Origin of the sequence: Ancylobacter aquaticus (genome assembly GCF_004339465.1) — a bacterium.
GTDB lineage: Bacteria > Pseudomonadota > Alphaproteobacteria > Rhizobiales > Xanthobacteraceae > Ancylobacter > Ancylobacter aquaticus.
The window spans coordinates 274,305-300,274 of record NZ_SMFY01000002.1 but is presented as its reverse complement, the minus strand read 5'-3'; the positions used below and the strand labels follow the sequence as shown (position 1 = coordinate 300,274).

The following is a 25,970-nucleotide window of genomic DNA, read 5'->3' as shown; positions in this document are numbered from 1 at the left end:
CCGGGCTTTACCTGGGGATGAGGGGAATTTCGGGAGGCGGAGAAACCGATAGTGCCGGGCCGGCCCTCGGGGCCCGTCTCAGCCGAATTTGTTGTTGCGCGGAAAGCCCTTGGGCGGCAGGCGGCCGGCGCCGGCGCGTTCGCCGCGCCAGTCGGTGAGGTCAGTCACGGTCCAGGTGCGGCCCGACGTATCGGTCCAGGTGAGGCCGTCGGTGGCAGCGAACACCTTCACGTCGCTCATCGCGCCGTCCTTGTAGCGTTGCAGCCGCACGCCGCGCCCGCGCGCCATCTCGGGGATCTGCGACAGCGGGAAGACCAACAGCTTGCGGTTCTCGCCGATCACCGCGACGCTGTCGCCTGCGGCCGGCGTGACCTTCACCGCGTCCTGCCCGTCGACACCGAGGATCTGCTTGCCCTTGCGGGTGTTGGCGAGGCAATCATCCTCGGAAACGAGGAATCCGCGCCCTTCCTTCGCCGCCACCAGCAGCCGGCGCCCGCCGACATAGGGCAACACGTCGAGGATATCGGCCTCCTGCTCCAGTTCGATCGACAGGCGCAGCGGCTCGCCATGGCCGCGCCCGCCGGGTAGCTTGGAGGCATCGAGCGTGTAGAAGCGCCCATTGGTGGCAAACACCAGCAGCTTGGCCGTGGTCTCGGTGAAGAAGGTGATCCTGAGCCGGTCGTCGCCCTTGAAAGCGAGCGCCGTCAGATCGGCGACATGGCCCTTGAGCGCCCGAATCCAGCCCTTCTCCGAGACGACGATGGTGATCGGCTCGCGCTCGACCAACGCTTCGATCACCGCATCCGCCTTGTGCACCGAGGCCTCGCCGAAGGTGGTGCGGCGGCGGCCGAGCGCCGTCTCGGGCGCGAACATCTTGCGGGTTTCGGCCAGTTGCGCGGCAACGGTCTTCCACTGGCGCGCCTCGGAGGCGAGCAGCTTCTCGATGCCGTCCTTCTCCTTGGAGAGCGCGTCGTGCTCCTTGCGGATCTCGAATTCCTCAAGCTTGCGCAATGAGCGCAGGCGCATGTTGAGGATGGCTTCCGCCTGCACGTCGGTGAGCTCGAAGCGGGCGATCAGGGCGGGCTTAGGCTCGTCCTCCTCGCGGATGATGCGGATCACCTCGTCGAGGTTGAGATAGGCGATCAGGTAGCCGCCCAGCACTTCCAGCCGGTGCTCGATCTCTCCGTGCCGGTGGCGCGAGCGGCGCAGCAGCACCTCGCGGCGATGGTCGACCCATTCGCGCAGCGCTTCCAGCAGGCTGACGACCTTGGGCACAAGCCCGCCGACCAGCACGTTCATGTTGAGGGGAAAGCGTGTTTCCAGCTCGGTGAGCCGGAACAGGCTCTCCATCAGCAGTTCGGCATCGACATTTCTCGCGCGCGGCTCCAGCACGAGGCGCACATCCTCGGCGCTCTCGTCGCGCACATCGGCCAGAAGCGGCAGCTTCTTCTCGTTCAGCAGGTCGGCGATCTTCTCCACGAGGCGCGATTTGGGCACGCCATAGGGAATCTCGGTGACAACGATGACATAGGTGCCGCGCCCGGTTTCTTCCTTTTCCCAGCGCGCGCGCAACCGGAAGCCGCCACGCCCGGTGGCATAGGCGTCGGCGATCGAGGACGGGGATTCGATGATGACGCCGCCGGTCGGGAAATCCGGACCCTTCACGAAGGCCAGCAGGTCGTCGGTGGTGGCCTGCGGGTTGTCGATGAGATGCAGGCTGGCGTCGATCAGCTCGGCCGCGTTGTGCGGCGGGATCGAGGTTGCCATGCCGACAGCAATGCCGGTGGAGCCGTTGGCCAGCAGATTTGGGAAAGCGCCCGGCATGACGACGGGCTCTTCCGTCGTGCCGTCATAGTTGGGCCGGAAATCGACCGCGTCCTCGTCGATGCCGTCGAGGATGAGACGCGCGACCTCGGTCAGCCGGGCCTCGGTGTAGCGCTCGGCGGCGGCGTTGTCGCCGTCGATATTGCCGAAATTGCCCTGCCCGTCGACCAGCGGATAGCGCTGCGAGAAATCCTGCGCGAGGCGCACCATGGCGTCATAGATCGCCATGTTGCCGTGGGGATGGAACGAGCCCATCACGTCGCCGACGATCTTGGCGCTCTTGCGGAAGCCCCCGCCGGGATCAAGCCGCAGCAGGCGCATGCCGTAGAGGATGCGGCGGTGCACGGGCTTCAGCCCATCGCGCGCGTCCGGCAGCGCCCGGTGCATGATGGTCGACAGCGCGTAGGCAAGGTAGCGCTCCTCAAGCGCCGCCTTGAGCCCGATCGGTTCGATCGTGCCGTCATCGGTCGGAATCGGTGGCTCACCCATGTCTTGTGCTACCGCGAAGCGCGAGCGAGAACAAGACGCGAACGCGCCTGTGCAAAGCTATCCACCGGGCCGCTTGAGAGCGGCGAGGAGCGAGGCGCGCGCATCCGGCAGCGGCAGGCCGCGCGGGTCGAAGACGCGGCGGGCGAGAAAGTGGCCGGTCAGGGCGAAGGCGGCGTCGATGTCCTCGGGGTCCGGCGGCTCGGGAACCTCGCTGATGAGGAAAAAGGGCAACGTGAAAAGCTGCGCCTGCCACGGCGCGCCAGCGTCGCGACTGACCGCGCGGCCGGATTTCGGCGAGACATAAAGCAGGTCGTTACGCCCGCCAGTGGCCGCGCAGCTTTCCAGATCAAGGCCGAAGCCCATTTCGGACAGGATGGTCAGCTCGAAACGCGCCATCATCATGCCGGCGAGGCGCTCATGGTGGAGATGTTCGACCATGGTGGCGAGCATGGCGTGCAGTGCGGGGTGCGGGTCGCGCTCGGGCAGCAGCCGCAGGAGGCTGCCGATATGGCTGAGTGCAAAGGCGGAATGCGCCTGCGCCATCAGCCGGCCGGCATGCGCGGCCGTGACTTCGAGCGTGTAGGCGCCGAGCTGCTCGTCGAGACGGGCGCGCCAGGTCACCTGCACGCCGTTGCCCGCCTGTAGCGCGGCCGCCTGCCGGCGCGAGCCGCCGCCGCGCACCAGACCGAGATGGCGGCCATGGCCGGCGGTCATCACTTCGACGATGGCATTGGCCTCACCGTGGCGGCGCACGCCGAGAATGATGCCCTCGTCGGACCACTCCATCGGGCGGTCTCACTCCTGCGGGAAATCGAGCCCCATTTCGCGGTAGCGCGCCGGGTCGTCGGCCCAGTTCTCGCGCACCTTGACGAACAGGAACAAATGGACCGGCGCCTCGACGATCTCGGTCAGCTCCTTGCGGGCCGACATCGAGATGGCCTTGATGGTCTCGCCGGACTTGCCGAGCACAATCTTCCGCTGGCTCTCGCGCTCGACGAAGATGGTCTGCTCGATGCGGACCGAGCCGTCCTTGCGCTCCTGCCACGAGTCGGTTTCCACCGTCGAACGGTAGGGCAGTTCCTCGTGCAGGCGGTGGAACAGCTTTTCGCGCGTGATCTCGGCGGCCAGCGAGCGCATGGGTGCGTCTGAAATCTGGTCCTCGGGATAGAGCCAGGGGCTGAAGGGAAGGATCTGCGCCAGCCAGGCACGTAGCTCCTTCAGCCCGTGTCCGGCCAGCGCCGACACCATGAACAGCCGGTCGAAGCTGGTGAGTTCGGCCACTTTGGCGGCGAGTTCCAGCAGGCTCTCGCGCTTCACCAGGTCGATCTTGTTGAGCAGGATCGCGCGCGGGCGGCGCACATCGGCGAGGCCGCGGATGATGGATTCGACTTCCTCGTTGAGGCCGGCGCGGGCGTCGATGAGCAGCACCACGGCGTCGGCGTCGCCCGCGCCGTTCCAGGCGGAGCGCACCATGGCCTTCTCCAGCCGCCGCTTGGGCGCGAAGATGCCGGGCGTGTCGACGAGCACGATCTGCGTCGCGCCTTCTATCGCGATACCGCGCACCAGCGAGCGGGTGGTCTGCACCTTGTGCGAGACGATAGATACCTTGGTGCCGACAAGCGTGTTGGTGAGCGTCGACTTGCCCGCATTGGGCGTGCCGATCAGCGCGACGAAGCCACAGCGGGTGTTTTCGGGCGCCGCCTGGGGGGGCGCGTCAGGACCCTCTTCGGGTGTCTCGTCGATGGTGTCGTTCATTGCGTGACCCGTTGGAGAAACGCCGCAGCGGCGATCTTCTGAGCGTTCTGCTTGGAGGAGCCGGTCGCCTCGACCGGCTCGAAACCCGGCACGTCGACGGCGATCCGGAATTCGGGATTATGATCGGGACCGGAGCGCTCGACCAGCCGGTAATGCGGCGGCGGCAAGCCTCGCCCCTGCGCCCATTCCTGCAACGCCGTCTTCGGGTCGCGGGCCGAGCTGCCGGGGACAGCGAGGCGGGTACGCCAGAAGCGGTCAACCATCGCCTCGGCGGCGGGGTAGCCGCCATCGAGATAGACCGCCGCCAGCACCGATTCGACAACATCGGCAAGGATCGCCGGGCGCTCGCGCCCGCCGGAACGGTCCTCGCCGGCGCCGAGGCGCAGATGCGGGCCGAGCCCCATGGCGAGCGCCACCTCGGCACAGGCATCCTCGCAGACGAGATCGGCAAGGCGCCGCGAGAGTTCCCCCTCCTCGGCGTGCGGGTAGGCGCGGTAGAGCATGTCCGAGACCACAAGGCCGAGCACATGGTCGCCGAGAAATTCCAGCCGCTGGTAGGAACGCACCCGCGCCTTCGAGCCCTGCACCCCCGTTACCGAGGAGATATGCGTCAGCGCGAGGCGCAGATAGGCACGATCTGCAAAAACATGACCGAGCGCGCTTTCCAGTGCGTCGAGGCCGGCGTCGTCCGGGACGCGGTTCTTGCCGCGCGTCATCGCACGAAGGAGAAGAGGCGGTTCCAGCGCACCGTCCAGGGCCACTTCCAGAACTGCCAGGCGGCGTCGCCTTCCTTCACCGAGAAGAAGATGATCTGCGCCCGGCCGATCAGGTTGTCATACGGGACATAGCCGACCTGGCTGAGCACGCGACTGTCGGTGGAGTTGTCGCGGTTGTCGCCCATCATGAAATAGTGGCCGGGCGGCACCTTGTAGACGTCGGTATTGTCGTAGAAGCCGTTCTCGACAAGATCGAGCGTGTGATAGCTGACGCCGTTGGGCAGGGTTTCGGTCCAGCGCTTCACGCGCTCCACCCGCCCGTTGCCCTCGTCGTCCATCCAGTAGCCGGCATCCACACGCTGCACCGGCACGCCGTTGATGTGCAGCAGGCCGCCGATCATCTGGATCTCGTCGCCGGGAAGGCCGATTACCCGCTTGATATAATCGGTGCTTTCGTCGCGCGGCAGCTTGAACACCACGACGTCGCCGCGATCGGGCGTCGAGCCGAGGATGCGGCCGTCGAACAGCGGCGGCGAGAGCGGCAGCGAGAAGCGGCTGTAGCCATAGCTGAACTTCGACACGAAGAGGTAGTCGCCGACCAGCAGCGTCTCCTTCATCGAGCCGGAAGGTATGTTGAACGGCTGGAACAGGAAGGTGCGGATCAGCAGCGCGATCAGGAACGCCTGAAGGATGACCTTGACGGTCTCGCCGAGGCCGCCTTCCTGCTTCTTCGGTTCGGTGGTGGACGTCATGTTGCCTTCCGGTGCGCTCAGCGGCACGGCGTGCGCCGCGCGGAGGCGGCCGTGCGGCTCCTATAGCCGCTCAGTGCGGCGGCGGCAACGCGCCCCGCTCACGATCGCAAGAGGTGACGCCGCGGCAGCCCTAGCCGCCCGGCGCGGTGGGGACGGCGCTGATGATGACGAAGGCCTGGGCCAACGGACCGTCATCGGTAATGGTGAGGTCGATCTGCGCCTCGTAGCCGGCGGGGGTGATGGCGTCGAGCCGTGCCCGGGCGCCCCCGGTGAGCTTCAGCGTGGGGCGGCCGGAGGGCAGGTTGACCACGCCCATGTCGCGCCAGAACACGCCCTGCGCCAGCCCGGTGCCGAGCGCCTTGGCGCAGGCCTCCTTGGCGGCGAAGCGCTTGGCATAGCTCTCCGCCCGGCGGGCGCGGCGATCGGATTTGGCGCGCTCCACCGGGGTGAACACCCGGTCGAGAAAGCGTTCGCCGTGGCGCTCCAGAACCTCGGCAACGCGCCTTACGTCGGTAATGTCGGAGCCGATGCCGAGGATCACGCTTTGCCCTCCCTCACGCTGCCTGCGGGGCGCCGAGACGGGCGCGCCCGCGCGCCATCGCGGTACGCATGTGGCGGATGGTTCCTTCCAGCCCGGCGAAGATGGATTCGCCGATGAGGAAATGGCCGATATTGAGTTCGCGCACCGGCTCGACCGCCGCCATGATTTCCGCTGTCGCATAATCAAGGCCGTGGCCGGCGTGGATTTCGAGCCCGAGCGCGCTCCCCTGCCCGGCCGCATCCAGCAGCCGCGCCAGTTCAGCGGCGGCCTTGGCGGTCTCCCCGGCCGCGACGAATTCGCACCATGCGCCGGTATGCAGCTCGATCACCGCCGCCCCGATATCGGCGGCGCGGGCGATCTGGGCGGCATCGGAGGCGACGAAGAGCGAAACCCTTATGCCGGCATGGGCAAGCTTCTGCACCTTGTGGGCGAGGTCGATACCGCCGCCCAGCACATCAAGCCCGCCTTCCGTGGTGCGCTCCTCGCGGCGTTCTGGCACCAGGCAGGCGGCATGCGGGCGGTGTTCAAGGGCGATGGCGACCATTTCGTCGGTCGCCGCCATCTCAAAATTAAGCGGCACGGTCAGCTGCTCGCGCAGGCGCCGCATGTCGCTGTCGCGGATATGGCGGCGGTCCTCGCGCAGATGGGCCGTGATGCCGTCCGCCCCCGCCGCGCAGGCAAGCTGTGCCGCCCGCACGGGATCGGGCAGGTCGCCGCCGCGCGCGTTGCGGATGGTGGCGACGTGGTCGACATTCACGCCGAGACGGATGGGGGGAATGAGGGAGGTCACGCCTTCACCCCCTGGATGCTGCGCGAGCCGGGCTTGACCGGCGGCAGGGCAGCCAGTTCCGGCGGCAACGCGTCGGCGGGATAGGCGGGGATGTCAAGCCGGGCGAGCGCGACCAGCGGGACGCCCAGATCGGCCTTGCCGTTCGAGCGGTCGATCAGGCAGGCGGCGCCGACGACGTTCGAGGTGTGTTCGGCGATGGAGGCGAGGCATTCGCGCGACGACAGGCCCGTCGTGACGATGTCCTCCACCATCAGCACCTTCGCCTCGGGCGGAATGGTGAAACCACGACGAAGCTGGAAGGTGCCGCCCTCCCGCTCGACGAACACCGCCATTGCGCCAAGCTGCCGCGCGGTCTCGTAGCCGGGGACGATGCCACCGACGGCCGGCGAAACGACATAGTCGATCTTGCCGAAAGCGGCCTCCGCCTTTTCCGCCAGCGCCTTGCACAGGCGCGCGGTGCGCACCGGGTCCTGGAAGATGAACATCTTCTGCAGGAAAATGGGGCTGCGCAGGCCGGAGGAGAGGATGAAATGCCCCTCCAGCAGCGCACCCGCCGCACGGAACTCGGCCACGACCTCGTCTTGTGTCATCTGGAACGCCCGCAGCAGGTTTCTGGATGGGTGGCGTGATAACCCATCCACGCGGCGGCGTCACGCACTCGTCACTGGCCCGAAATGGCGAGTGTCAGGCCCGGGCAGCGGGAACCGCACGATCGCCACCACGGCTGCGGGCGCGCGCGCAGGCGAGCGCAGCCTCGCCGGCCAGTTGCTCGACACGGGCGCTCGCGACCAAATGACCGTTCCCGGCGACGCGACCCCAGACCGCCTTGGCGGCACCGGAAAGGATGCGGAAATTGGCGTGGATCTGCTCGGTCATGTCTTCCTCCTGAACGCGTCTTGCGACGAGCAAACGCCGATCAGGGTTAACGGTTCCTTATCAGCCGTTCACCCGCTCGACGTTCGACACCACCGGACGGGCGCGCAGATCGGCGAGGATGCCGGTGAGGTGGCGCAAATCATAGACCCCGATATCGATCACCATGCGGGTGAAATCGGCCGAGCGCGACGACATGCGCAGATTCTCGATATTGCCGTCGCGCTCGCCGATCACCTGGGCGATCTGGGCCAGCGAGCCGGGCTCATTAGTGGCGACGACGACGATCTGCACCGGGAAGCGTTGCGGGTCGTCTTCCTCGACATCCCAGCGCACATCGAGCCAGCGCTCCGGCTCCTCTTCGAAATCCTGCAACGCCGGCGACTGGATGGGGTAAATGGTGATCCCCTCCCCCGGCGAGAGGATTCCGACGATGCGGTCGCCCGGCACGGCGCCGCCATTGGGGGCGAAGCGCACCGGCAGCTCGCGGTTAATGCCGCGAATCGGGATGGCGGTTAGCGGATCGGGGTCGCTCTCGATTCCGGGGATCTTGAATTTCAGGCTCTGGCCCTGCTCCAGCTCGAACCAGCCCTCGCCCTTGAGCGCGGCGCGCTCCTCGGGGCGCGGGCCGGTCCATTCGGGATGGACCGCCTTCACCACGTCATCCGAGCGCATTTCCCCGCGCCCGACGGCGGCATAGACATCTTCCAGCGACGCGCGGGCCAGGCGGCCGACGGAGGCCGCCAGCTTTTCCTCGGAAAACACTTTTCCGGCGCGCACGATGGCGCGCTCGACGATCTTCTTGCCGAGCCCGGCATATTGCGCGCGCACGGCGGCACGGGTGGCGCGGCGGATGGCGGCGCGGGCCTTTCCGGTGACGACGATGGATTCCCACGCGGCCGGCGGCGTCTGCCCCGAAGCGGTGATGATCTCCACCTCGTCGCCATTCTGCAGTTCGGAGACGAGGGGAGAAATTTTGCCGTTGATCTTCGCCCCCACCGCCCGGTCGCCGACGCCGGTGTGCACGGCATAGGCGAAATCAATGGGGGTGGCGCGGCGCGGCAGGGTGATCAGCCGGCCCTTGGGGGTGAAGCAGAACACCTGGTCGTGGAACAGTTCAAGCTTGGTATGCTCAAGGAACTCTTCCGGGCTTGAGCCCTCCGCCAGCAGTTCGATGGTGCGGCGCAGCCAGGCATAGGCGTTGGAATCGCGGGTGAGCGGGTCGGTGCCGCCCGTGTCCTTGTAGAGCGCATGGGCGGCGATGCCGTATTCGGCGATCTCGTGCATCTGCCGGGTGCGAATCTGCAGTTCGACGCGCTGCCGGCCGGGGCCCACCACGGTGGTGTGGATCGAGCGGTAATCGTTCTGCTTGGGCGTCGACACGTAGTCCTTGAACCGGCCCGGAACGAGCGGCCATTTGGTGTGCACGACGCCGAGCACCGCGTAGCAGGCCTCCACGCTGTCGACCAGAATCCGGAAGCCGTAAATGTCGGAGAGCTGCTCGAAAGCCACCGATTTGCGCTCCATCTTCCGCCAGATGGAGTGCGGGCGCTTCTGCCGTCCGGTGACGACGGCCTCGATGCCCTTCTGGGCGATGGCATCGGACAATTCGCGCTCGATGGCGGCGACCAGTTCGCCATTGTTCTCCTTCAGCGCCTGCAGGCGGCCGAGGATGGAATCATAGGCTTCCGCCGAAAGCTGGCGGAACGACAGGTCCTCCAACTCCTCGCGCATGTCGTGCATGCCCATGCGGCCGGCGAGCGGGGCATAGATGTCCAGCGTCTCCTGGGCGACGCGGGAGCGCTTTTCTTCCGGCACCCATTTGAGGGTCCGCATGTTGTGCAGGCGGTCGGCGAGCTTGACCAGCAGCACCCGCACATCGTCAGCGATGGCGAGCAGCAGCTTGCGCAGGTTCTCGGCCTGCTTGGCCTGCTTTGACACCAGATCGAGCTTCTTGATCTTGGTCAGGCCCTCGACCAGTGCGCCGATCTGTGGACCGAAGATGCGGTCGATCTCGTCGCGGGTGGCGTCGGTGTCCTCGATCGTATCGTGCAGCAGTGCCGCCACGATGGTGGCGTCGTCGAGCTTGAGGTCGGTCAGGATGGCGGCGACTTCGAGCGGGTGCGAAAAGTAGGGATCGCCCGAGGCGCGCTTCTGCGTGCCGTGGGCCCGCATTGCATAGACGTAAGCGCGATCGAGCAGCGCTTCGTCGGTATTGGGATTGTACCGGCGCACGCGCTCGACGAGCTCGTACTGCCGCATCATGACAGGGACTCGCGAGAAGGATCGACCGAGGCGGCCGCTGAGCTAGATATCGTCCGCAAGTCCGGCCAGCGCAAGCCGCATGTCGCGGAAAAGGCACGCAAAACGGAAACGGCCCGGCACAGGGCCGGGCCGTTCGCGCAATCGGGTTCGGGCAATCCGCCCGAAAGCCGGTCAGCCTTCGTCGTCGTCGCTCGGCTCTGGGGGCACCAGCCCCTGCAGGCCGGCCAGCAGCTCTTCTTCGGTCATGCGGTCGAGCATGACGTCGGAATCGTCGCCGGACGAATGGGACGAGGCAATCATGGGAACGGTCTCGGGCTCCGGCTCGTCCACCTCGGTGAACTTCTGGAGCGAGTGGATCAATTCCTCACGCAGATCTTCCGGCGAGACAGTCTCGTCGGCGATCTCGCGCAGGGCCACGACCGGGTTCTTGTCGTTGTCACGGTCAATCGTGATCGGCGCGCCGGACGCGATGGCGCGTGCACGGTGGCCGGCAAGAAGGACCAGCTCGAAGCGATTGTCGACCTTGTCGATGCAGTCCTCGACGGTGACGCGAGCCATGCTTCGGCACTCCTGACGGGATAGGGAAGCGGGGTGCTTAAACCAATCCGGCCTGAGGGGCAAGCTTTCCCCGGCCGGCGGCAGCGTCTCGTCCTCACGATCAAGCGATTAAAAGCGGCGGACAACCGGGCCGTTCGTCTCGCGGCCGCCATAAATCCGATATGTGTATAGGCGCGAGGATAGCCCCGGCGTCGGTGGGGCGTCTGTGGCCGTCCAGATTTATCAGTCCGGGTATTTTATCACTATGGTCAACGGCATGGAAAAGATCGCCCTCTTTATTGATGGGGCAAATCTGTACTCCGCCACTAAATCCCTCGGTTTCGACATCGATTACAAGCGTCTGCTAAAGGACTTCCAGGGACGCGGCTACGTTTTGCGGGCCTTCTATTACACCACACTGGTCGAAGACACCGAATATTCGTCGATCCGCCCTTTGCTCGACTGGCTGGACTACAATGGTTATTCGGTGGTGACGAAGCCGGCGCGGGAGTTCACCGATAGCCAGGGCCGCCGCCGCGTGCGTGGCAACATGGATATCGAGCTGGCGGTGAACGCCATGGAGCTTGCCGGCCATGTCGACCACATCGTCATCTTTTCCGGGGACGGCGATTTCCGTTCGCTGGTGGAGGCGGTGCAGCGCAAGGGCGTGCGGGTGACGGTGGTCTCCAGCATCCACACCCAGCCGCCGATGATCTCCGACGAACTGCGCCGGCAGGCGGACGTGTTCCTCGATCTGGTGGACCTGCAGGCGCGGGTCGGCCGCGACCCGGCGGACCGTTCCGGCCGCATGCAGGAGACGCCGCGATTCCTTGAGCGGCGCACGCCGACGCCCTCGTCCGATGATGACGGGCCGGACGCCTGAACCCGATGGCGGCTCTCCTCGACGCCTCCCCGGGGGTGGCGGCGCCCGAGCCGCCGCGTGACTGCCCGCTGTGCCCGCGCCTCGTCGCCTTCCGCGAGCACTGGCGCGGGCAGGAGCCCGGCTGGCACAACGCGCCGGTGCCTTCCTTCGGGCCGGCCGACGGGCGGCTGCTGATCGTCGGCCTCGCGCCGGGGCTGCGCGGGGCCAACCGCACCGGCCGCCCCTTCACCGGCGACTATGCGGGCGAGTTGCTCTATTCGACGCTGATCAAGTTCGGCTTTGCCACCGGCACGTTCGAGGCCCGGCCGGACGATTCGCTGCGGCTGCGCGACGCGCGATTGACCAATGCCGTGCGCTGCGTGCCGCCGGAAAACAAGCCGACCACGGACGAGATACGGACCTGCCGGCCGTTCTTCTCCGCCACGCTCGGCCTGCTGCCGAGCCTGAGTGCCATCGTCGCGCTGGGCAAGATCGCCCATGACCAGGTGCTGGCGGCGCATGGCAAGCGGCTGTCGCATCACAAATTCGCCCATGGCGCGGTGCACCTTCTGGGCGATCTGGTGCTTTTCGACAGCTACCATTGCTCGCGCTACAACACGAACACCGGGGTGCTGACGACGCCAATGTTCCACGCTGTCTTCGCCAAGGTGCGCGACCATATCGACGCGCTGAGCTGAACCCGGTCAGGGTGCCACAGGCGCCCACAGCACATCCTCGATCCGCCGCGCGCCGGCCGCCAGCATCACCAGCCGATCGAAGCCGAGTGCGATTCCGGAGGCTTCCGGCATGTGCGCGAGGGCGGCGAGGAAATCCTCGTCGATCGGGTAGCGCTCGCCATAGAGGCGCTCCTTCTCGTCCATCCACTGGATGAAGCGGCGGCGCTGCTCGGCAGGATCGGTGAGTTCGCCGAAGCCATTGGCGAGTTCGACGGCGCAGACATAAAGCTCGAATCGCTCGGCAAGGCGCGGATCGGACGGCTTTGGGCGGGCCAGCGCCGCCTCCGACGCCGGGTAGTCGCACAGGACGGTCGGCCGGCCGATGCCGAGATGCGGCTCGACCTTCTCGACCATGACGCGGGTGAACACATCCGCCCATGTGTCGTCCGGCGCCACCCGGATGCCCGCGCGGTGCGCGGCGTGCCAGAGGCGTTCGCGGTTGTTCTCGACCTCGCCGACGCTCTCCATCAGGTCGATGCCGGCGAAGCTCGTGAAGGCGTCGGCCACGGTGAGGCGTTCGGGGGCCTGCGTGACGTCGCAGACCTGCCCGCCGAAATGGAAATGCGACGCCCCCACTGTCTGCGCAGCCACGGCCAGCAGCCTCGCGCAATCCTCCATCAGCGCCTCATAGCCCTCGCCGGCGCGATACCATTCCAGCATGGTAAACTCGGGATGGTGTAGCGCGGTCCGCTCTCCATTGCGGAAGACGCGGGCGAAGGTGACGATCCGCTTTTCGCCGGCCGCCAGCAGCTTCTTGGCGGTGAATTCCGGCGAGGTGTGGAGATAGCGCGGCGTGCGGGACCCGTCCGGCCGCTCAAGCTCGGTGGCGAAAGCCTTGAGGTGCGTCTCGTTGCCCGGCGAGACCTGCAGGATCGGCGTCTCCACCTCAATGAAATCCTGCTCGGCGAACGTGGCGCGCAGCGCCGCCTGGATATTCCGCCGCGCCAGAAGGAAGGGTCGGCGGTCGGCATGGCTCTCGGGCGACCACCAGGGCGAGGTGGAAACGGACATGGCGGTGCTCCGGCGTTCGCAGTGCGGGATGCGGGCGGGGTTGGCGGAAAGCGGCCGCGCTTGTATAGGAGGCCGCAACGGAATCCCAGCGGTGCCCCGCGCGATGCGGCGCACCCAACAGCCAGAGGACCGCAATGGTCAAGGTCATCGCCAGCACGCTGCGCAAGGGCAACGTGGTCGACATGGACGGCAAGCTCTACGTGGTGCTGACCGCCGAGAACATCCATCCCGGCAAGGGCACCCCGGTGACCCAGCTCGACATGCGCCGCATTTCCGACGGCACCAAGGTTTCCGAGCGCTACCGCACCACCGAGCAGGTGGAGCGCGCCCTCGTCGAGGACCGTCCCCACACCTTCCTCTATTCGGACGGTGAAGGCTTCCACTTCATGAACCCTGAGAATTACGACCAGCTCGCCGTGTCGCCCGACGTGATCGGCGAGCAGGCGGCCTATCTCAGCGACGGCATGCAGGTGCATCTCTCGGTGCATGACGGCATCGCCATCGCCATCGAGCTGCCCCAGCGCATGGTACTCGAAGTGGTGGAGACCGAGCCGGCGATGAAGGGGCAGACCGCCTCCTCCTCCTACAAGCCCGCCATCCTTTCCAACGGCGTGCGCTCGGCCGTGCCGCCGCACATTGCGGTCGGCACCCGCATCGTGGTGATGACCGCCGACGGCTCCTATGTCGAGCGCGCCAAGGACTGAGTGTCCCTGACACATCGAATCATAAAGCCCGGCCAAGTGCCGGGCTTTTCTTTTGTTTCTCTCTTCGGGCGGCTTGTCGGATCGTCATCTCCGGGCTTGACCCGGGGGCACACGCCTTTGCACTTCAGGCGGGGTCAGACGTGGATGGCCGGGCCAAGCCCGGCTATGATGGAGGAAAGCTGACGAGCGATCCTGGATCGGCCTGCGGCCATCCGGGACGACGAATAAGGTGGGGCCGACGATCTCTATCCCCGGTCGCGCATGAGGCGCTGCTTGTCGCGCGCCCAGTCCTTGGCCTTGAGCGCCTCGCGCTTGTCATGCGCCTTGCGGCCGCGGGCGATGGCGATTTCCACCTTGGCTCGGCCCTGCTCGTTGAAATAGATGCGCAGCGGCACCACCGTCATGCCCTCGCGCTCCACCGCCTGCCAGATCTTGGCGATCTGGCGCTTGTGCAGCAGCAGCTTGCGGGGGCGGCGGGGCTCGTGGTTGAAGCGGTTGGCCTGGAGATATTCCGGGATGAAGGTGTTGTAGATGATCGCCTCGCCCGTTTTGGCGGAGACATAGCTCTCCGCCACCGTCGCGCGGCCACTGCGCAGGCTTTTCACCTCGGTGCCGGAGAGCGCGATGCCGGCCTCGAACACTTCCCCGATTTCGAAATCGAAGCGCGCCCGCCGGTTGTCGGCAACGACCTTGCGGTCCTGTGTCTTCTTCTCGGCCATCGCTTTGCTCCGAACCGGAGCAAATGCCCCGGCCTGCGTCAGTTGAGGATCCCGGCGTGGCGCATGGCCTCGCGGACGGTTTCCTTGGTCTTTTCGGTGACAGGCACCATGGGAAGGCGCGCCTCGTCGGCGATCTTGCCGAGCAGGCTCAGTGCATATTTGGTGGGGCTCGGGTTGGTTTCAACGAACAGCGCCTGGAACAGCGGGAACAGCCGGTCCTGAAGCTCCAGCGCCTTCACGTAGTCGCCGGCGATGCAGGCGTCGATGAGCTGCGCGCAAAGCTTGGGCGCCACGTTCGAGGCGACCGAGATGCAGCCGTCGCCGCCATGGGCCATGAAGGCCAGCGCGGTGGCGTCTTCGCCGGAAAGCTGGTTGAAGCCCGCGCCCATCGCCTGGCGCTGCTGGCTGACCCGCACGAGATTGGCGGTCGCGTCCTTCACGCCGGCGATGTTGGGCAGCTCATACAGCCGCGCCATCGTCTCCACCGACATGTCGATCACCGACCGGCCGGGGATGTTGTAGATGTAGATCGGGATGCCGATGGCGTCGTTGATGGCCTTGTAATGCTGGTACAGGCCCTCGGCGCCGGGCTTGTTGTAATAGGGCGTGACCACGAGCACGGCGTCCGCCCCTGCCTTTTCGGCGTGGCGGGCAAGGTCGATAGCCTCGATGGTGTTGTTGGAACCGGCGCCGGCAATCACCGGTACCCGACCCGCCACCTGGGCGACGGTCCATTCCACCACGCGCTTGTGCTCGTCATGGGAAACGGTCGGGCTCTCGCCGGTCGTGCCAACGGGCACGAGGCCGTGGATGCCTTCCGCAACCTGCCAGTCGACAAGATCCCGGAACGCTTTCTCGTCCAGCGCGCCATCGCGGAACGGCGTGACAAGCGCCGTAAAGGATCCACGGAAGGGCAGCGGGTGGGACATGGCGCGCTCCTGAAGCTTTCTCGTCCTTGTCGCGCAACACGGCCAAGCGTGTCGCGGCGAAGGGGGCATCAGATATCGCGTCGGCGCCGCCGAAGGAAGTGCCTTGTTGGTGTACACCGTTGGTGTTCCCAACTTGGCGCTTCCGCGGCAAAGGCTGGCAAAGCGCCCGCGGCTGCGGCATGCTGCCCCCGTTTCGCCGGGTTGCGCGGCTACATTCCAGGTGCGCCGGTTGAACGCAGGGGCGGCGCACGGGTTGTGGTTAGCACTTCGTCAATAAGATCGCGCGACAACTGAAGCTGCCCGTGTCGGCCGCCAGGTGGGTGGTGACGGGCACTATGCGTTTGTCAGGAGAGCGAGCCGCCATGAGCGAGTGCGTCAACGAACATCCGCTGCGGCGGCGTTCCGAAAACGACTCCCGTCGCCGCGCCGGCGCGGTGTTGCCGCTCGCGGCCGCGCTGCTGCTCGGTTCTGCCGGAATCATTCCCGCGCTTTCCATTGCGACGGCACAAGCACAGACGCCGACGCCCGCGCCCAAGCCGGCCGCCAAAACCTCCGCCAAGCCCGCCAAGGCAAAGCCGGCGACCACGGCGTCGAAGAAGACCGCGCCGACCCCCGCCGCCAAGCCGACGCTCAGCGCCACCTCCAAGGTGACGGCCGCCTCGGCCGCCGGGGGCATGGCGCTTGCGGCGTCGCCGGCATTGGCCGGGGCGAGCGGCGACCTCAAGACCGCCACCGACCTCATCGACAAGGGCCAGAGCGCCCAGGCGCTCGCCATCGCCGACCGGATGCGCGATCCCGGTGCGCAGGCGCTGGTGCGCTGGCTGGCGCTGCGCGTCACTGCGCGCGACGTCGGCTATGACCGGGCCGTCACGATTCTTCAGGCCCACCCGACCTTGCCGACGCCGATCGTGCTGCGCCGTCGGCTCGAATATCTGCTCTATGTCGAAAACAAGGACCCGCAGACCATCCTCGGCTTCTTCGCCGAGCAGGCGCCCTATTCCGGCGAAGGCAAGATCGCCCTGGCCCGCGCGCTGTTCGCCGCCGGCGACCAGAAGGCGGGCGCCGCCTGGCTGCGCAATGCCTGGCAGGAGGATGCGCTGGGCTCCGACACCGAATCGACCGTGATGGTCGAATTCGGCGGCCTGCTGACCCGCACCGACCACAAATACCGCGCCGACAAGCTGCTTTATGCCGAAGACAGCGAACGTGGGCTGCGCGCTGCCCAACGCGCCGGCAATGACGTGGTCGCGTTGGCGCGGGCCCGCATCGCTTTGTCCACCGGCAAAGGCGATACCGCCAAGCTGCTGGCAGCGGTGCCGGCCTCGCTGCGCTCCGACCCCGCCTACATCTACACCCTGGCCAAGATGCAGCGCCGGCAGGGCGACCATGCCGCCGCCGCGCGCACGCTTTCCAGCGCGCCCAGGGATGGCGCCCTGCTTGTCGACCCGGACGAATGGTGGGTGGAGCGCCGGCTGGTGGCGCGCGGCCTGCTCGACAAGGGCGATGCCCGCACCGCCTACAAGGTGGCGCGCGAGGCGGCCGAGCCGGAAGACGAGCACATGCGGGCCGACCATCATTTCATGTCCGGCTGGCTGGCGCTGCGCTACCTCAACGAACCCAAGGCGGCGCTGGCGCATTTCGCCAAGGTGCCGGAGCGGCAGAGCCATCCCGCCACCGTGTCGCGCGGTTATTACTGGCAGGGCCGCGCCTATGAGGCGCTTGGCTCCACCGCCAATGCCCGCTCGCAGTATGCCACGGCAGCCCAGTACGGCACCGCCTATTACGGCCAGCTCTCCGCCGCGCGGCTCGGCAATTCGCGGGTGAAAATCCAGGCCGCGCCGGCTGCCAACGCCGCCCAGCGCAACGCGTTCAACCGCGACGAAGGGGTAATGATCTTCAAGCTTTTGGAGAAGCTCGACAAATCGAACCTCTCCATCGCGCTTGGTTACGACCTCGCCGAGCGGTTGCCCGACGCGGCGCAGCTCGGCCTGCTCGCCGAGCTCGCCAAGCAGCAGGGCGATGCGCGCGCTATGACGATGATTGGCAAGGTGGCGCTCAATCGAGGCATTCCGCTGGAGGCCGAGGCCTATCCCACCATCGGCATTCCCGCCTACCGGCCGATCACCGAGGATGTCGACCGCTCGCTGGTCTATGCGATTGCCCGGCAGGAAAGCATGTTCAACCCAAGCGCGCGGTCGAGCGCCGGGGCGACGGGCCTCATGCAGGTGATGCCGGCCACCGGCCGCACCATCGCCCGGCGGACGGGAACGACTCTCGATCCACAGCGCCTCGGCCATCCGACCGTGAACGTGCAGTTCGGCGCCGCCGAGTTGCGCAGTCTGCTCGACAACTACCAGAACAATTATGTGCTGACCTTCGCGGCCTACAATGCCGGGCGCGGCAATGTGGCCAAGTGGATCGCCGCCTATGGCGACCCGCGCGACCCCTCGGTCGATCCCATCGACTGGGTGGAGCGCATCCCGTTCTCCGAGACGCGCAACTATGTGCAGCGGGTGATGGAGAATGCGCAGGTCTACAAATCGCGCTTCGGCTCGCGCGATTCGCTGCAAATCGAGGCGGATCTGCGCGGCTCGCGGATGTGAACGCAGCGAGGCGGCGTCTCAGCCGCCCCCTCGCCGGCGTCAGCCCTGCCGGCGGCCGCTCATCATGCGGCGGAGCCAGCAGCCGCCTATGCAGCCCACGACATAGGTCCCCACCAGAAGCAGCGTCACGTCGATGGCGAAAGAGGTCATGACGCGCCCTTCTTCGTGTCGGCGGCTGGTGTTCTCAGCCGTGCGGGTGCGCAGCCGCTCCACCAGCCGGTGGCAAGTCCGATGGCGAGGGCGGCGACCAGATAGGGCCAGAGTTCAAGGGCCAGGAACAACATGCCTCACCTCACGATCAACTGCACGCCGGCGGCGGTGGGGGCGCCCGTAGCGGCCGGGGTCTGTGCCGCGAGCGAAGGCTGCTCGCCGGTGATCAGCCGGTCCGGCGCGATGCCGGCGGCGGCGAGATACTGCACCAGCGACTGGGCACGCGCGGCTGCCACGGAAGCTTCCGTGTCCGGCTGACGGATGGAAATCTCGATCAGTGAGTCCGGGCAACTCGCGGCGGCGGCGGCGATTCGGTCGAGCAGGCCGAAGCTGGAGGTCTCGATGGTCGCGTCCGTCGCGGCGAAAGCGATGCTGCCCCTCTCCAGCAGATGATTGATGACGCTTTGGCACGCCGTGGCATCCACCTGTGCCGGCGGCGGCGCGACATCGAGAGCCACGTCGAGCGTGAAGCCGGAGGGCAGGCCGGCGGCCAGATTGGCACGCACCGAGGCGACAGCCTCGGGATAGAGCGCCGTGCCCGTGACCTTCAACTGGGCGTCGTCGAAACGCACCTCGCCGCTTTCCAGCCGCGAGAGCTGGCGCATCGCCGTCATGACGGCGGCGGTGAAGCCCTGCGGCGCACCTTGTGCGATCGCCGACACGTCGTTCAGGCGGGCGCCGAAGAACTGGGTCTTGGCGGCCTCGACCAGGCGTTCATGCTCGGAGGGCGAGGGGAAGAAGCCTGACAGCGTCAGGCCGTCGCCATCCTTGCGCAGGCTGAAGACATAGGGCGAGACAACCGGCGGGCGTACATCGCTGCGCAGGGTGAAGCCGCGCGGCGGCGACTGTTCCAGCGCGGCGCGAACGGCCGTGAAGGCGGCCGCATCGAGCGCCTCGCCGGAGATGGAGAGCGTCGTGCCTGTGCCGCGCACCGCGCCCTGCCGCAGTCGCGAGAGCTGGTCGACGCCGAAGCTGGTGGCCGCGACCCACGCCTCGCCGGCCGGGCCACCCATTGCGATCCGCATTTCGTCGCTTGCCGGCACGCCGGGAAAATCACCGCGCACCGCGTCGAGAACCAACCGTTTGGCTTCCTCTGAGGGGGCATAGCCGGTCAGCCGCAGCCCGTTCGCCGTGCGCTGCACGCCCCACACAAAGGGATCGACGCGCGGCGGCTCGACGGCGAACCGCGTCAGTGTATAGCCCTCCGGCACGTTTCGCCGCGCTCCCGCCAGTGCGTCATAAGCGGCGAAATCGGGCGCCGTGCCGTCGATGGCGATGGTGGTGCCGGAGAGCGTCACCGTGCCGTTCGGCAGCCGGCCGAGCTGGCCGAGGGCGAAGGCGACCGCCTTGAGCCAGCCCTCGGTCGGCGGGGCGCCATCGGCCAGCCGGAGCCGGTCGGAGATCGCCGCCCCCGGCACCGCGCCGCGTACCATGTCGAGCAAAGCGCGCCGGGCGTCGCCGAGCGGGATGTAGCCCGAAAGCGTCACGTCGCCGTCCTTCTCGCGCGCCGCCGACCAGATGAAGGGCGACACGATGGGCGGCAGCACGGCAAAGCGCGCCAGGTCGAAATCGCCGGGCAATTCGCTGCGGACGGTGACTTCCAGCGCGTCATAGCTGGCGAAATCAGGCGCCCGGCCCTCGATCGAAAAGGCATCGTCGGAAATGGTGATGCGGCCCGCCGGCATCTTGGCGAGTTGCTGGATGCCAAAGATGACGACGCCGATGAAATCGCCGGCCGGCACGCCGCGCGCCCGTACCAGCTCCGCCTCTCCCGTCACCACGATGCCCGGCGCCATGGCGGCCGCAGCCTCGGCGATGCGCCGACGCGCATAGGAAGAAGGCACATAGCCTTCCAGGTGCAGCTTGCTGCCGTCGCGGATGGCGGCGAAGGTGAAGGGTCGGCGCTCCGGCAACAAGGTCGTCAGGTCTTCGACCACCCGCACGCCCGACAGCCGCGCCAGTTCGTAGCGCACCTTGATTCGCGCTTCCTCGGACAGGGCCTCGCCTTCCAGCAGGGCGTTGCGGCCCTCGAAGCGGGCATGGGCCCAGGATTCGCCGATGACCGAGAGCAGCGTCGCCGCCCGCTCGGTCATGTCCCGCTCCACCGGCGCCCGCCCGAAGATGACGGCCAGCGCCACCAGCACGGCAAGGGCGGGTAGCCCTTTCCACCAGGCGCGCCAACGACACATCACAACGTCCCCCGTCCGGCGACCGGATTCGGCCGATCGCAAAGCCAGCGGACTTGACCATAGATCGCCGACATCAGGAAGCCGCCCCGCTCCAAAGCACCATGCTCACGCCCATGCGCGGAAATCCGTCCGCTCAAACCCATTCGCCCTTGCGCATCACCGGCTCGGCGGCGCCGGATGCGCCGATGCCGTCGACATCGACCTCGCCGGAACCGATCATCCAGTCGATATGTATGAGACTCGCATTGGCGCCGCGCGCTGCCAGTTCGTCCGGGGTGAGCGAGGCGCCGTTGACGAAGCACTTGGAATAGGACTGGCCGAGCGCGATGTGGCTGGCGGCGTTCTCGTCATAGAGCGTGTTGTAGAACAGAAGGCCGCTCTTCGAGATCGGCGAGGAATGCGGCACCAGCGCCACCTCGCCAAGCCGGCGAGCGCCCTCGTCAGTGTCCAGCACCTTGTTCAGCACGTCCGCCCCGGTGCGCGCCTGCGCCTCGACGATGCGTCCGCCCTCGAAGCGCACCGCGATATCCTGGATCAGCGTGCCCTGATAGGACAGCGGCTTGGTACTGGCGACATAGCCGTCGACCCGGGCTCGGTGCGGAGTGGTGAAAACTTCCTCGGTGGGGATGTTGGCGTTGCACACGATGCCGTTCTTGGCCTCCGATGCGCCGCCTGCCCATTCGTGTTCGTCGGCCAGCCCGACGGTGAGGTCGGTGCCCGGCCCCCGGAAGCGCAGGGCGGCGTAGCGCTGCGCGTTGAGCCGCCCGGTGCGCGCCTGCAATTCGGCATTATGCGCCGCCCACGCCGCGACTGGATCGGCCGCGTCGACCCGCGATGCCGCGAAGATGGCGTGCCAAAGCTTGGCGACCGCGATGTCCTCGGGGTCATCAGGAAACATCGCCTTCGCCCAGGCCGGCGATGCATAGGAGACGATGGTCCAGTTGATGTCGAAATTGGCGATATGCGACAGCGCCGGCATATAGGCCCTGGAGCGCGCCCGGTTGGCGCGGGACACCTTGTCCGGGTCCTCATTGGCCAGAAGCGACGGGTTTTCGCCGGCTATGGCGAGCCGGGCCGCGCCGGATTCGAACGCCTTGGCGATGCCCTCATAGAGCCAGCCGCTCGCCGTGTCGAAACTGTCGTCGGGTGCGTTGCGGAATCGCATCAGCGACGCTTCCTCGTCGCTGAACAAGGTCGTCACGAGGCTTGCGCCGGCCTTGTAGGCATGCTCGGTGATTCGGCGCACCAGCGGCAGGGCGTCGAGCGAGGCGGTCATCACCAGTTCCTGCCCCGGCCGCAGGCCCAGCCCGACATGGACGGCAACGGCGCCAAGCCGGTCCAGCCTTTCCTCATGCGAGAGCAGATCGGGAAGTGTACCGGCGTGCTTGGTCATGCTGATCTCCGAACGAAGGCGGCGCGTCGCTGCCATTCAAGAAACGCGCGGTGCCGCCCGTCAAGCCGGAGCCTATACAAACGAAAACGGGCGAGCCCAAGGCCCGCCCGTTCCATCAGGAATTCCGTTGCGAAATCAGCGCTCGCTGCGCTTGTTCGCACGCTCCTGGTTGATGATCGCCTGATCGCCGCGCATGTACCACGGGTCGGCATAGGACGGCTCATAGCCGTAAGACGGGCCAAGCGGCGCGGTGCGGTACTGCGGCGCATAGACCGGCTCGCCATAATAACGCTCGCCCATATAGGCGTTGCGCCCCTCATAAACCTGGCCGCGATAGCCGGTCTGGTCGGCGAAAGCGGCGCCAAGGCCGCCGGCGGTAAGGATGCCCAGAGTAGCAGAGGCAAGAACGAACTTACGCATGTTGTCATCTCCGTCTTCTGAAAGCTTTTGCTTCTGGGTCAGAACGTGAATTCCGGCCCGTTCGATCAGATAACGGCGCAATGCAGGAAATGGTTCCGTTCACATCTTTGCGCAGGCGCGTGGTTCAAGACATCGGCCGACGAATGCCCGGCCTCCGGCTTCCGTTACCATCCAACCAGCCAGTCGGCGAGGGTGCCGGCCAGCAGCGCGGCAACCAAGCTCACCGCAATGGCGATTGCCACGGATCGACGGGTGCGCCGCTGCAGATCGCGGTTGCGCACCGCGAAATCGAGGGCGGCCATCGCCTCAGTGATGGCGTCTTCCGGAGTGGCGCCGACACCACGCCCATCGGGCACGATCATCAGGTTTTCCGGCTTGCCCCAGTCCTCCACCAGATGCCCCTCGCCGTCCCGGCCTTCGGCCACTGGAGGGTGGCGCTCGGTGAGAGGGCGACGATCGGCCGACCACAGAAACACCGGCTTGCCGCGCGCTTCGGCATAGCCGATCTCGAAGGCGGTGCCGGGGTCCATGTGGGTGCCGCGAAACGGTGTGATGTTGGCGACTACCGCATCGGCCGCGTCGATCATCTCCAGGCAGGCCCGGCGGATGTCCGCCTCTTCGGCGTGAAGCGGAAACAGGCCTTCGGCGCCCGCCGCGGCACAGAGCGCCTGCAGCCGCGCACCCTCCTGGGCGGCGTCCGGCCGGAACACTTCCGGCCCGGCGAGATAGAGGCGAAGGATGGGGTGCATGGGGACTCGCGAAACAGGCGACGGCTGGCTTAGAGCATTTTCCGCGAAAGTTGACAGACTTTCGCGACGAGAAAATGCTCCAGCTTATTGATTAATGGGGGCTTTCTCCTCGTTCAGGTTATGCCACCTGATCGGAGCGGGCTCTAGCCTCCCCTGCCCTTTCCGCGACCGATGCGGTTATGGCGCCTGCGTCCGGCAAGGGATGGCGACCGCGGCTGGGCTCGAACCAGCGACCTGCCGCTTAGAAGGCGGCTGCTCTATCCAGCTGAGCTACGCGGTCCGCTTCTTCCCGCCGGCAGGGCGGTCAATGGGTCCACTGGCCGATGCGACGGAAGCTGAAATTGTCGGAATAGGCCATGCGGCGCCGGGAAGCTTCCTGCGGCTCCTGCAATTGATAGGCGATGCCGTGCCGCTCGGCATAGGCAACGGCCTCTTCCTTCGTGTCGAAGCGCAGACGCAGTTGGCTGTTCATGTCGCCGGAGCTGGTATAACCCATCAGCGGCTCGACCAGGCGAGGCTGCTCGGGCTCGTAGTCGAGCACCCAGAGCTTGGTGCGTGCGTTGCCGGACTGCATGGCGGTCCGGGTCGGCTTGTAGATGCGTGCGACCATTTCCCCTCGCTCCCTTGCCTCGCCACCTCCGCCGCGCCGCGCGCCAGCGTCGAAGCGGCCAAGCGCCTCGCTCGCCCTGATTAAGGCGGTCACTACGTTCTGGCAATGGCCCACGCCCGCTTCCCCATCCGCCCCCCCTCGATAGTCGTGCCTTCTCTCACCGACATTGTCCGAGGCATCGCCGCGCCGTGGGGCCCTCGGTCAGCATTCGCGGGTGCGGGGAGGCAATTCGGCCCCGCTGCGGAAGGATCCAATGTCCCCAATCGGCCCGTTCGGCGGCTCTGTGGCGCCTCCCGCGCGCGTGCCGACGCGTAAACACCCCTGACTTTTTCTGTCGCTCGTCCTATATAGGAGAAACGTCGTCGTTCGCGATGGCGGTTTTTACCATTCGATTTGACCACAGGATTGGACAGGATTTGCAGGTTCTCGTACGCGATAACAATGTCGACCAGGCGTTGAAGGTTCTGAAGAGGAAGATGCAGCGCGAAGGCATCTTCCGCGAGATGCGGGCGCGCCGCGCCTATGAGAAGCCCTCCGAGCGTCGTAACCGCGAAGCTGGCGAAGCCGTTAGGCGCGCTCGCAAGGTGGCGCGCAAGCAGGCGGTTCGCGAGGGGCTCATTGCCGCCCCGAAGAAGAAGCCCTCCACCCGCCCGGCCTTCGCCCGCCCGGCGGCCCCGCAGGCGCCTTCGACCGAATAATTCAGCGCTGCGACCTCACGCGCCTTGAGACCGTGCCTGACGACATCGAAAGGAATCGACCCATGAGCCATACCTTGCCCGCCTCCGCCGTTCCCCTCTCCAAGCCGGCGCTTACCCGGCTGGAAACGAAGGCCGAGGCGATCTCGCGCGCCGCCATGGAGACGATCCATCAGGAAGTTGCCCGGCGGGAGGCCAAGACAGCCCAGCTGCGGGCGGCGCGGTTGGCGAAAGAGGCATCCGAGCGCGCGGCGGCAGCGGCCAAGCCGGCCCCGGCCGCCAAGCGCAAGGTCGCCTCCGCCCGATAGGCACGGTTCGGCGGATGGCCGGCGCCCGACGCGGCGCGGGCCTTCCGCGAGCCCCATCTTGCCGACCGGGACCCTTCTGTGCCATCTGACAGCGGCCCGGCCCCAGCGGGCGAGAAGACGGTGCCCGCTGCGGCGGGCATTCAAGGTGTCGGGGCATAGCGCAGCCCGGTAGCGCGGAAGTTTTGGGTACTTCAGGTCGCAGGTTCGAATCCTGCTGCCCCGACCATGCAATCCATTGATTTGTATAGTTGATTTGCAACCCGTTCTGACAGCGTTCTGACAAAGCGTTCTGACGGTCGTTCCCCGGCCGTTCTGGGGAGGCGCGAGCAACGCGCTAGCTGGCGGGATATCAGATAGTTCCTCCCCATGTCGGGACCCACGCCGCCAGCATCGTGAGCGCGATTCGCTTGCTGCCACACTCGGCGCAGCGAAGCTTGGGCACGAGGTCGTTGTGCAACGCGCCGTGATCCGGCCCGAGCCTTGCGGCGAGCGCCGGTATGTCGAGTTCGCGATGATGCCAGCACGCCAGGCAGGTCGCCCGGATACCCTGCCGATGCGCAATGCAGTCGCCGAGGGTGCCGTTCAGCGACGCCATACCAGCACGCTGAACCTCACTTTCCCTGCACCGCGTCGAGCCGGGCAAACGGCAGCCGGCGGACATAGCCGGCCGAGACCTGCTTCTGGATTGTGGCCTGCAGATAGACTTGGCCGACGATGAGAGCGCGGACTGTCGCACGCAGATCACCCTCGCAAGCCGCGACTGCTTGATCTACCTGGGCTTCGCTTACGTCATACACGTCGGCGGGCACGGTCTTGGCGGCGATCTCCATGGCATCCTCCATCAGTCGATGGCGGCATAGATTCCATGAGAACGAAGAGAGAACAAGTGGGGCAGGCCGCGCTATCGACGACGACGCACCGACTTCGCAGCCATCGGTGCGGCATCCTCCACAAGGATACCGGCTTCGCCGGCCGCGACCGTCAAGGCGCGCCTAAACTCCTCCGGCGAGCGATGTCCGCCGAGCACATCCAGCGCCGCCACCTGCGCCGCCCGGTGCGCCGGCGTGTCCATCATGCCGCTCGGCCATTTGATCAGCAGAAAGTTGGCGGCTCCCTCGACATCGGTCAGCGTTCGCCTAACCGATGCCCCCTCCCACACATGGACCGACGATATCGGGATCATGAGCGGCGCCCTTCGATGCTGTACCTGGAGCCCATCCAACGCACATATTCACCGTCCGTTTCAGGCCCAGAAACGACAAAAGCCCCGCCCTCCCGAAGGAGGGCGG

At 66.8% G+C, this 25,970-nt stretch carries 29 protein-coding genes and 2 tRNA genes; 7 read left to right on the top strand and 24 right to left on the bottom strand.

Annotated elements, in window-relative coordinates; all coding sequences use genetic code 11:
• Nucleotides 1-78 precede the first annotated feature (78 nt).
• The 11 genes from parC to rpoZ form a co-directional block, all read right to left on the bottom strand.
• Complete coding sequence (parC, locus tag EV667_RS10985) at nucleotides 79-2,313, bottom strand: DNA topoisomerase IV subunit A (RefSeq protein ID WP_131835386.1); 2,235 nt, start codon at nucleotides 2,311-2,313, stop codon at nucleotides 79-81.
• A gap of 57 nt (nucleotides 2,314-2,370) precedes the next feature.
• On the bottom strand, nucleotides 2,371-3,099 hold the full coding sequence (recO, locus tag EV667_RS10980; RefSeq protein ID WP_131835385.1) for a DNA repair protein RecO: 729 nt from the start codon (nucleotides 3,097-3,099) through the stop codon (nucleotides 2,371-2,373).
• Nucleotides 3,100-3,108: 9 nt separating this feature from the next.
• Complete coding sequence (era, locus tag EV667_RS10975; protein WP_131835384.1) at nucleotides 3,109-4,068, bottom strand: GTPase Era; 960 nt, start codon at nucleotides 4,066-4,068, stop codon at nucleotides 3,109-3,111.
• A complete protein-coding gene (gene rnc / locus EV667_RS10970) occupies nucleotides 4,065-4,784 on the bottom strand; it encodes a ribonuclease III (protein WP_131836314.1) in 720 nt (239 codons plus the stop codon). Before rnc ends, era begins: the two co-directional genes overlap by 4 nt.
• On the bottom strand, nucleotides 4,781-5,536 hold the full coding sequence (gene lepB, locus EV667_RS10965) for a signal peptidase I (RefSeq protein ID WP_131835383.1): 756 nt from the start codon (nucleotides 5,534-5,536) through the stop codon (nucleotides 4,781-4,783). The genes rnc and lepB overlap by 4 nt, the downstream gene beginning before the upstream one ends.
• A 130-nt stretch (nucleotides 5,537-5,666) precedes the next feature.
• Nucleotides 5,667-6,077 (bottom strand): holo-ACP synthase, encoded by a 411-nt coding sequence (acpS, locus tag EV667_RS10960; protein ID WP_131835382.1) that lies wholly within the window; start codon nucleotides 6,075-6,077, stop codon nucleotides 5,667-5,669.
• A gap of 13 nt (nucleotides 6,078-6,090) precedes the next feature.
• Nucleotides 6,091-6,867: a pyridoxine 5'-phosphate synthase gene (locus tag EV667_RS10955; RefSeq protein ID WP_131835381.1), complete on the bottom strand. Its 777-nt coding sequence runs from the start codon at nucleotides 6,865-6,867 to the stop codon at nucleotides 6,091-6,093.
• Entirely contained in the window at nucleotides 6,864-7,457 is a 594-nt protein-coding gene (gene pyrE / locus EV667_RS10950) for an orotate phosphoribosyltransferase (RefSeq protein ID WP_091437163.1), read from the bottom strand. The genes EV667_RS10955 and pyrE overlap by 4 nt, the downstream gene beginning before the upstream one ends.
• 94 nt (nucleotides 7,458-7,551) lie before the next feature.
• Complete coding sequence (locus EV667_RS10945; RefSeq protein WP_131835380.1) at nucleotides 7,552-7,743, bottom strand: CsbD family protein; 192 nt, start codon at nucleotides 7,741-7,743, stop codon at nucleotides 7,552-7,554.
• A 60-nt stretch (nucleotides 7,744-7,803) separates the two neighbouring features.
• Nucleotides 7,804-10,005: a RelA/SpoT family protein gene (locus tag EV667_RS10940; RefSeq protein ID WP_131835379.1), complete on the bottom strand. Its 2,202-nt coding sequence runs from the start codon at nucleotides 10,003-10,005 to the stop codon at nucleotides 7,804-7,806.
• Nucleotides 10,006-10,176: 171 nt separating this feature from the next.
• Nucleotides 10,177-10,563, bottom strand: coding sequence for a DNA-directed RNA polymerase subunit omega (gene rpoZ / locus EV667_RS10935; protein WP_131835378.1), 387 nt, complete (start codon nucleotides 10,561-10,563; stop codon nucleotides 10,177-10,179).
• A gap of 244 nt (nucleotides 10,564-10,807) precedes the next feature.
• Here rpoZ and EV667_RS10930 point away from each other — a divergent pair, with 244 nt between their 5' ends.
• Together EV667_RS10930 and EV667_RS10925 are read left to right on the top strand one after the other, a co-directional pair.
• Nucleotides 10,808-11,425 (top strand): LabA-like NYN domain-containing protein, encoded by a 618-nt coding sequence (locus EV667_RS10930; protein ID WP_131835377.1) that lies wholly within the window; start codon nucleotides 10,808-10,810, stop codon nucleotides 11,423-11,425.
• 5 nt (nucleotides 11,426-11,430) lie between these two features.
• Nucleotides 11,431-12,102: a uracil-DNA glycosylase gene (locus EV667_RS10925; protein ID WP_131835376.1), complete on the top strand. Its 672-nt coding sequence runs from the start codon at nucleotides 11,431-11,433 to the stop codon at nucleotides 12,100-12,102.
• Between the two features lie 6 nt (nucleotides 12,103-12,108).
• On the opposite strand, the gene epmA is transcribed toward EV667_RS10925, so the two are convergent.
• Nucleotides 12,109-13,152: an EF-P lysine aminoacylase EpmA gene (gene epmA / locus EV667_RS10920; RefSeq protein WP_131835375.1), complete on the bottom strand. Its 1,044-nt coding sequence runs from the start codon at nucleotides 13,150-13,152 to the stop codon at nucleotides 12,109-12,111.
• 134 nt (nucleotides 13,153-13,286) lie between these two features.
• Here epmA and efp point away from each other — a divergent pair, with 134 nt between their 5' ends.
• Complete coding sequence (gene efp, locus EV667_RS10915; RefSeq protein WP_131835374.1) at nucleotides 13,287-13,856, top strand: elongation factor P; 570 nt, start codon at nucleotides 13,287-13,289, stop codon at nucleotides 13,854-13,856.
• A 245-nt stretch (nucleotides 13,857-14,101) separates the two neighbouring features.
• On the opposite strand, the gene smpB is transcribed toward efp, so the two are convergent.
• Together smpB and dapA are read right to left on the bottom strand one after the other, a co-directional pair.
• Nucleotides 14,102-14,575: an SsrA-binding protein SmpB gene (smpB, locus tag EV667_RS10910; protein WP_131835373.1), complete on the bottom strand. Its 474-nt coding sequence runs from the start codon at nucleotides 14,573-14,575 to the stop codon at nucleotides 14,102-14,104.
• Nucleotides 14,576-14,613: 38 nt separating this feature from the next.
• Complete coding sequence (gene dapA, locus EV667_RS10905) at nucleotides 14,614-15,504, bottom strand: 4-hydroxy-tetrahydrodipicolinate synthase (protein WP_131835372.1); 891 nt, start codon at nucleotides 15,502-15,504, stop codon at nucleotides 14,614-14,616.
• A gap of 362 nt (nucleotides 15,505-15,866) precedes the next feature.
• Here dapA and EV667_RS10900 point away from each other — a divergent pair, with 362 nt between their 5' ends.
• Nucleotides 15,867-18,107: a lytic transglycosylase domain-containing protein gene (locus EV667_RS10900; RefSeq protein ID WP_131835371.1), complete on the top strand. Its 2,241-nt coding sequence runs from the start codon at nucleotides 15,867-15,869 to the stop codon at nucleotides 18,105-18,107.
• A 146-nt stretch (nucleotides 18,108-18,253) separates the two neighbouring features.
• Here the strand turns inward: EV667_RS10900 and EV667_RS22575 are convergent, their stop codons facing one another.
• From EV667_RS22575 to EV667_RS10870, 7 genes are all read right to left on the bottom strand, one after another.
• The gene (locus EV667_RS22575; RefSeq protein ID WP_165901597.1) at nucleotides 18,254-18,391 is read right to left on the bottom strand and encodes a hypothetical protein; all 138 of its coding nucleotides are present in this window, start codon (nucleotides 18,389-18,391) and stop codon (nucleotides 18,254-18,256) included.
• 3 nt (nucleotides 18,392-18,394) lie between these two features.
• Entirely contained in the window at nucleotides 18,395-20,506 is a 2,112-nt protein-coding gene (locus EV667_RS10895) for an OmpA family protein (protein ID WP_245516110.1), read from the bottom strand.
• Nucleotides 20,507-20,639: 133 nt separating this feature from the next.
• Nucleotides 20,640-21,899 carry an aminopeptidase gene (locus EV667_RS10890; RefSeq protein ID WP_131835370.1) on the bottom strand — a complete coding sequence of 420 codons (1,260 nt, stop codon included), beginning with the start codon at nucleotides 21,897-21,899 and terminating at the stop codon, nucleotides 20,640-20,642.
• A gap of 135 nt (nucleotides 21,900-22,034) precedes the next feature.
• Nucleotides 22,035-22,319, bottom strand: coding sequence for a hypothetical protein (locus tag EV667_RS10885; protein ID WP_131835369.1), 285 nt, complete (start codon nucleotides 22,317-22,319; stop codon nucleotides 22,035-22,037).
• Between the two features lie 164 nt (nucleotides 22,320-22,483).
• On the bottom strand, nucleotides 22,484-23,068 hold the full coding sequence (locus EV667_RS10880) for a nucleoside 2-deoxyribosyltransferase (RefSeq protein WP_131835368.1): 585 nt from the start codon (nucleotides 23,066-23,068) through the stop codon (nucleotides 22,484-22,486).
• 203 nt (nucleotides 23,069-23,271) lie between these two features.
• Nucleotides 23,272-23,348: transfer RNA gene (locus EV667_RS10875), tRNA-Arg, on the bottom strand.
• A 24-nt stretch (nucleotides 23,349-23,372) separates the two neighbouring features.
• On the bottom strand, nucleotides 23,373-23,678 hold the full coding sequence (locus EV667_RS10870) for an ETC complex I subunit (RefSeq protein WP_131835367.1): 306 nt from the start codon (nucleotides 23,676-23,678) through the stop codon (nucleotides 23,373-23,375).
• A 416-nt stretch (nucleotides 23,679-24,094) separates the two neighbouring features.
• On the opposite strand from EV667_RS10870, the gene rpsU reads away from it, so the two are divergent.
• The 3 genes from rpsU (at nucleotide 24,095) to EV667_RS10855 (ending at nucleotide 24,907) form a co-directional block, all read left to right on the top strand.
• Nucleotides 24,095-24,376 (top strand): 30S ribosomal protein S21, encoded by a 282-nt coding sequence (gene rpsU / locus EV667_RS10865; protein WP_131835366.1) that lies wholly within the window; start codon nucleotides 24,095-24,097, stop codon nucleotides 24,374-24,376.
• A gap of 62 nt (nucleotides 24,377-24,438) precedes the next feature.
• Nucleotides 24,439-24,681, top strand: a complete 243-nt coding sequence (locus tag EV667_RS10860; RefSeq protein WP_131835365.1) for a hypothetical protein — start codon at nucleotides 24,439-24,441, stop codon at nucleotides 24,679-24,681.
• Nucleotides 24,682-24,830: 149 nt separating this feature from the next.
• Nucleotides 24,831-24,907 (top strand) — tRNA-Pro (locus tag EV667_RS10855).
• A gap of 123 nt (nucleotides 24,908-25,030) precedes the next feature.
• On the opposite strand, the gene EV667_RS10850 is transcribed toward EV667_RS10855, so the two are convergent.
• The 3 genes from EV667_RS10850 to EV667_RS10840 form a co-directional block, all read right to left on the bottom strand.
• Nucleotides 25,031-25,276, bottom strand: a complete 246-nt coding sequence (locus EV667_RS10850; protein ID WP_131835364.1) for a hypothetical protein — start codon at nucleotides 25,274-25,276, stop codon at nucleotides 25,031-25,033.
• A 16-nt stretch (nucleotides 25,277-25,292) separates the two neighbouring features.
• Entirely contained in the window at nucleotides 25,293-25,511 is a 219-nt protein-coding gene (locus EV667_RS10845; RefSeq protein WP_131835363.1) for a hypothetical protein, read from the bottom strand.
• Between the two features lie 71 nt (nucleotides 25,512-25,582).
• Nucleotides 25,583-25,864, bottom strand: coding sequence for a DUF982 domain-containing protein (locus tag EV667_RS10840; RefSeq protein ID WP_131835362.1), 282 nt, complete (start codon nucleotides 25,862-25,864; stop codon nucleotides 25,583-25,585).
• Between the last annotated feature and the right edge of the window lie 106 nt (nucleotides 25,865-25,970).

Bases quoted from the DNA above. Each gene is read 5' to 3' on its own strand.
- parC (WP_131835386.1), bottom strand. From the start codon at position 2,313: ATGGGTGAGCCACCGATTCCGACCGATGACGGCACGATCGAACCGATC.
- recO (WP_131835385.1), bottom strand. From the start codon at position 3,099: ATGGAGTGGTCCGACGAGGGCATCATTCTCGGCGTGCGCCGCCACGGT.
- era (WP_131835384.1), bottom strand. From the start codon at position 4,068: ATGAACGACACCATCGACGAGACACCCGAAGAGGGTCCTGACGCGCCC.
- rnc (WP_131836314.1), bottom strand. From the start codon at position 4,784: ATGACGCGCGGCAAGAACCGCGTCCCGGACGACGCCGGCCTCGACGCA.
- lepB (WP_131835383.1), bottom strand. From the start codon at position 5,536: ATGACGTCCACCACCGAACCGAAGAAGCAGGAAGGCGGCCTCGGCGAG.
- pyrE (WP_091437163.1), bottom strand. From the start codon at position 7,457: ATGACACAAGACGAGGTCGTGGCCGAGTTCCGTGCGGCGGGTGCGCTG.
- EV667_RS10945 (WP_131835380.1), bottom strand. From the start codon at position 7,743: ATGACCGAGCAGATCCACGCCAATTTCCGCATCCTTTCCGGTGCCGCC.
- EV667_RS10940 (WP_131835379.1), bottom strand. From the start codon at position 10,005: ATGATGCGGCAGTACGAGCTCGTCGAGCGCGTGCGCCGGTACAATCCC.
- rpoZ (WP_131835378.1), bottom strand. From the start codon at position 10,563: ATGGCTCGCGTCACCGTCGAGGACTGCATCGACAAGGTCGACAATCGC.
- EV667_RS10930 (WP_131835377.1), top strand. From the start codon at position 10,808: ATGGTCAACGGCATGGAAAAGATCGCCCTCTTTATTGATGGGGCAAAT.
- EV667_RS10925 (WP_131835376.1), top strand. From the start codon at position 11,431: ATGGCGGCTCTCCTCGACGCCTCCCCGGGGGTGGCGGCGCCCGAGCCG.
- epmA (WP_131835375.1), bottom strand. From the start codon at position 13,152: ATGTCCGTTTCCACCTCGCCCTGGTGGTCGCCCGAGAGCCATGCCGAC.
- efp (WP_131835374.1), top strand. From the start codon at position 13,287: ATGGTCAAGGTCATCGCCAGCACGCTGCGCAAGGGCAACGTGGTCGAC.
- smpB (WP_131835373.1), bottom strand. From the start codon at position 14,575: ATGGCCGAGAAGAAGACACAGGACCGCAAGGTCGTTGCCGACAACCGG.
- dapA (WP_131835372.1), bottom strand. From the start codon at position 15,504: ATGTCCCACCCGCTGCCCTTCCGTGGATCCTTTACGGCGCTTGTCACG.
- EV667_RS10900 (WP_131835371.1), top strand. From the start codon at position 15,867: ATGAGCGAGTGCGTCAACGAACATCCGCTGCGGCGGCGTTCCGAAAAC.
- EV667_RS22575 (WP_165901597.1), bottom strand. From the start codon at position 18,391: ATGTTGTTCCTGGCCCTTGAACTCTGGCCCTATCTGGTCGCCGCCCTC.
- EV667_RS10895 (WP_245516110.1), bottom strand. From the start codon at position 20,506: ATGTGTCGTTGGCGCGCCTGGTGGAAAGGGCTACCCGCCCTTGCCGTG.
- EV667_RS10890 (WP_131835370.1), bottom strand. From the start codon at position 21,899: ATGACCAAGCACGCCGGTACACTTCCCGATCTGCTCTCGCATGAGGAA.
- EV667_RS10885 (WP_131835369.1), bottom strand. From the start codon at position 22,319: ATGCGTAAGTTCGTTCTTGCCTCTGCTACTCTGGGCATCCTTACCGCC.
- EV667_RS10880 (WP_131835368.1), bottom strand. From the start codon at position 23,068: ATGCACCCCATCCTTCGCCTCTATCTCGCCGGGCCGGAAGTGTTCCGG.
- EV667_RS10870 (WP_131835367.1), bottom strand. From the start codon at position 23,678: ATGGTCGCACGCATCTACAAGCCGACCCGGACCGCCATGCAGTCCGGC.
- EV667_RS10860 (WP_131835365.1), top strand. From the start codon at position 24,439: ATGAGCCATACCTTGCCCGCCTCCGCCGTTCCCCTCTCCAAGCCGGCG.
- EV667_RS10850 (WP_131835364.1), bottom strand. From the start codon at position 25,276: ATGGCGTCGCTGAACGGCACCCTCGGCGACTGCATTGCGCATCGGCAG.
- EV667_RS10845 (WP_131835363.1), bottom strand. From the start codon at position 25,511: ATGGAGATCGCCGCCAAGACCGTGCCCGCCGACGTGTATGACGTAAGC.
- EV667_RS10840 (WP_131835362.1), bottom strand. From the start codon at position 25,864: ATGATCCCGATATCGTCGGTCCATGTGTGGGAGGGGGCATCGGTTAGG.